The sequence below is a fragment of the Streptomyces sp. NPDC051105 genome (assembly GCF_040682795.1).
Classification (GTDB): Bacteria; Actinomycetota; Actinomycetes; order Streptomycetales; family Streptomycetaceae; genus Streptomyces.
Map to the genome: position 1 here is coordinate 1 of NZ_JBFBBR010000045.1, position 4,421 is coordinate 4,421.

Below are 4,421 nucleotides of genomic sequence, written 5' to 3' on the forward strand. Positions count from 1 at the left end.
GAAATACCTACAACATCTGGTTGGTTTACCGCTTGTTCAAAACGCTCTCTCAGTACTTCAACAGGCGCGTGAGTATTAGTGAAATTTTGGAAATAAACAATATATTTCTTCACTCCAGGCCACTTTTTATGAAATTGAGCCACTTCGGCAGCAAATTGGTCCGCAATTGGAGCCTCTGGCTCCAAAATCATATCCCCTGAACCAGATACTGTACAAAAAGTACATCCACCATGAGCAACCGTACCATCCCGATTAGGGCAGTCAAAACCAGCATCAATAGGAACTTTAAATATTTTTTCACCAAAATTGGTTCGCAAATATTCATTCCAAGTTGTATATCTCTTTTGCATTTTATATCATCTCTCCGTTTATCAAATTATATCAAAATTTCTTAAACATTTTCTGTATTTATAATAAAAAAAGAGACCCGTAGGTCTCTTAAAAGCTGCGGATGTCAGACTCGAACTGACGACATCATGATTAACAGTCATGCGCTACTACCAACTGAGCTAATCCGCAATGTAAACTTGGCATCGTCTTTATCTCCCAGGGGGCAACCCCCAAGTACTTCCGCCGTAGATGGACTTAACTTCTGTGTTCGACATGGGAACAGGTGTATCTCCATCGCAATGATGACCAAATCATTAAATGTTACCTTGAACATTCAAAACTAAATAACAATTCTTCTAACTTTTAAACCATAAGCATATTATATTTGACTCTTTTGGTAAAGTCCTCGAGCGATTAGTACTGGTCCGCTCCAAGTCTCGCAACTCTTCCACTTCCAGCCTATCTACCAGATCATCTCTCTGGGCTCTTAATTCTTACGAATGGGTAATCTCATCTTGAGGTGGGCTTCGCACTTAGATGCTTTCAGCGCTTATCCCTTCCCTACATAGCTATCCAGCCGTGCTCCTGGCGGAACAACTGGTACACCAGCGGTAAGTCCATCCCGGTCCTCTCGTACTAAGGACAGATCCTCTCAAATTACCTACGCCCGCGACGGATAGGGACCGAACTGTCTCACGACGTTCTGAACCCAGCTCGCGTGCCGCTTTAATGGGCGAACAGCCCAACCCTTGGGACCGACTACAGCCCCAGGATGCGACGAGCCGACATCGAGGTGCCAAACCTCCCCGTCGATGTGAACTCTTGGGGGAGATAAGCCTGTTATCCCCAGGGTAGCTTTTATCCGTTGAGCGATGGCCCTTCCATGCGGTACCACCGGATCACTAAGTCCTAGTTTCCTACCTGCTCGAGTTGTAGCTCTCGCAGTCAAGCTGGCTTTTACCTTTACACTCTACGATTGATTTCCAACCAATCTGAGCCAACCTTTGAGCGCCTCCGTTACTCTTTAGGAGGCGACCGCCCCAGTCAAACTGTCCGTCAGACACTGTCTCCCTGGCCGATTATGCCAGCGGGTTAGAGTAACCATAAGTCAAGGGTAGTATCCCAACAACGCCTCAATAGAAACTAGCGTCCCTATTTCAATGGCTCCTACCTATCCTGTACATGACTTACAGGTACTCAATATCAAACTACAGTAAAGCTCCATGGGGTCTTTCCGTCCTGTCGCGGGTAACCTGCATCTTCACAGGTACTAAAATTTCACCGAGTCTCTCGTTGAGACAGTGCCCAAATCATTACGCCTTTCGTGCGGGTCGGAACTTACCCGACAAGGAATTTCGCTACCTTAGGACCGTTATAGTTACGGCCGCCGTTTACTGGGGCTTCAATTCATACCTTCGACTTACGTCTAAGCACTCCTCTTAACCTTCCAGCACCGGGCAGGCGTCACCCCCTATACATCACCTTGCGGTTTAGCAGAGAGCTGTGTTTTTGATAAACAGTTGCTTGGGCCTATTCACTGCGGCTGGCTTTTACACCAGCACCCCTTCTCCCGAAGTTACGGGGCTATTTTGCCGAGTTCCTTAACGAGAGTTCTCTCGATCACCTGAGGCTACTCGCCTCGACTACCTGTGTCGGTTTGCGGTACGGGTAGATATGACTTTACGCTAGAAGCTTTTCTTGGCAGTGTGACATCAGAGAGTTCGCAACCGTAGTTGCTTCCCCATCACAGCTCAATGTTAAAGAGAAATGCATTTGACACATCTCACACCTCACTGCTTAGACCAGAATCCATTAACTGGCATCTCTTAGCCTACTGCGTCCCTCCATCACGATCATATCTAGTACTGGAATATCAACCAGTTGTCCATCGACTACGCCTTTCGGCCTCGCCTTAGGTCCCGACTAACCCAGGGCGGACGAGCCTTCCCCTGGAAACCTTAGTCTTACGGTGGATAAGATTCTCACTTATCTTGCGCTACTCATACCGGCATTCTCACTTCTTAACGCTCCAGCACTCCTCACGGTATACCTTCATCGCGGTTAAGAACGCTCTCCTACCATTGATAAAATATCAATCCAAAGCTTCGGTAATATGTTTAGCCCCGGTACATTTTCGGCGCAGGGTCACTCGACTAGTGAGCTATTACGCACTCTTTGAATGATAGCTGCTTCTGAGCTAACATCCTAGTTGTCTGTGCAACCCCACATCCTTTTCCACTTAACATATATTTTGGGACCTTAGCTGTTGGTCTGGGCTGTTTCCCTTTCGACTACGGATCTTAGCACTCGCAGTCTGACTGCCGAACATGTGTATTAGCATTCGGAGTTTATCTGAGATTGGTAATCCTAGACGGACCCCTCACCCAAACAGTGCTCTACCTCCAATACACTTACATTTCGACGCTAGCCCTAAAGCTATTTCGGAGAGAACCAGCTATCTCCCAGTTCGTTTGGAATTTCTCCGCTATCCACAAGTCATCCAAACACTTTTCAACGTGTCCTGGTTCGGGCCTCCAGTGCGTCTTACCACACCTTCACCCTGCTCATGGATAGGTCACTAGGTTTCGGGTCTACATCATGATACTAAGTCGCCCTATTCAGACTCGGTTTCCCTACGGCTCCGTCTCTTCAACTTAACCTCGCATCATAACGTAACTCGCCGGTTCATTCTACAAAAGGCACGCTCTCACCCATTAACGGGCTCGAACTTCTTGTAGGCACACGGTTTCAGGTGCTATTTCACTCCCCTCTCGGGGTTCTTTTCACCTTTCCCTCACGGTACTGGTTCACTATCGGTCACTAAGGAGTATTTAGGGTTGGGAGATGGTCCTCCCGGATTCAAACTGGATTTCGCGTGTCCAGCCCTACTCAGGATACTGCTAGGTATAAGCGCTATTTCGTCTACGGGATTATTACCCTCTTTGATTAACCTTCCCAGGTTATTCGACTATAATGCTTAAGTCCACGTTGCAGTCCTACAACCCCAAGAAGCAAGCTTCTTGGTTTGCCCTTCTTCGCGTTCGCTCGCCGCTACTTACGAAATCGTTTTTACTTTCTCTTCCTGCAGGTACTTAGATGTTTCAGTTCTCTGCGTTACCTTTACATGAGCTATGTATTCACTCATGAATAACTGCTAGTAGCAGCTGGGTTTCCCCATTCGGAGACCTAGGGATCAATGCGTACTTACTGCTCCCCCTAGAATATCGTCGTTAGTCACGTCCTTCATCGGCTCTTAGTGCCAAGGCATCCACCGTGCGCCCTTATTAACTTTGCCATGATGATTTATAATCATCGTTTTTCAAGTATAAGTTTGTAAATTCTTTAAAATTCACAGCTTTTGGTTTATTTATCGTTATTAGATATTGTTATTTAGTTTTCAATGTTCAAGTGATTTTAACGTCTTGTCTGACAATGGAGCCTAGCGGGATCGAACCGCTGACCCCCTGCTTGCAAAGCAGGTGCTCTCCCAGCTGAGCTAAGGCCCCACAATCAAGAATTTGATTCTTGCTTAGGTTTATCACTAAACCCCTCAAAACTGAATAAAGTTGAATGCTCACGTCTTTGTATATATTCCTTAGAAAGGAGGTGATCCAGCCGCACCTTCCGATACGGCTACCTTGTTACGACTTCACCCCAGTCATCGGTCTTACCTTAGGAAGCGCCCTCCTTGCGGTTAGGCAACCTACTTCGGGTACTCCCAACTCCCGTGGTGTGACGGGCGGTGTGTACAAGGCCCGGGAACGTATTCACCGCGGCGTGCTGATCCGCGATTACTAGCGATTCCGACTTCATGTAGGCGAGTTGCAGCCTACAATCCGAACTGAGAATGGTTTTAAGAGATTAGCTAAACATCACTGTCTCGCGACTCGTTGTACCATCCATTGTAGCACGTGTGTAGCCCAGGTCATAAGGGGCATGATGATTTGACGTCATCCCCACCTTCCTCCGGTTTATCACCGGCAGTCTCGTTAGAGTGCCCAACTTAATGATGGCAACTAACAATAGGGGTTGCGCTCGTTGCGGGACTTAACCCAACATCTCACGACACGAGCTGACGACAACCATGCACC

General features: G+C 47.3%; 2 tRNA genes, 3 rRNA genes and 1 pseudogene. All 6 read right to left on the reverse strand.

The window, feature by feature from the left end:
• Positions 1-350, reverse strand: a pseudogene (locus AB0N16_RS41420) (TIGR01212 family radical SAM protein); the annotation flags it as partial.
• 95 nt (positions 351-445) lie between these two features.
• Positions 446-519, reverse strand: a tRNA-Asn gene (locus AB0N16_RS41425).
• A 6-nt stretch (positions 520-525) separates the two neighbouring features.
• Positions 526-641 (reverse strand): 5S ribosomal RNA (gene rrf, locus AB0N16_RS41430).
• 83 nt (positions 642-724) lie between these two features.
• Positions 725-3,625 (reverse strand): 23S ribosomal RNA (locus tag AB0N16_RS41435).
• 138 nt (positions 3,626-3,763) lie between these two features.
• Positions 3,764-3,836: transfer RNA gene (locus AB0N16_RS41440), tRNA-Ala, on the reverse strand.
• Positions 3,837-3,929: 93 nt separating this feature from the next.
• Positions 3,930-4,421: ribosomal RNA gene (locus tag AB0N16_RS41445) — 16S ribosomal RNA — on the reverse strand; the annotation flags it as partial.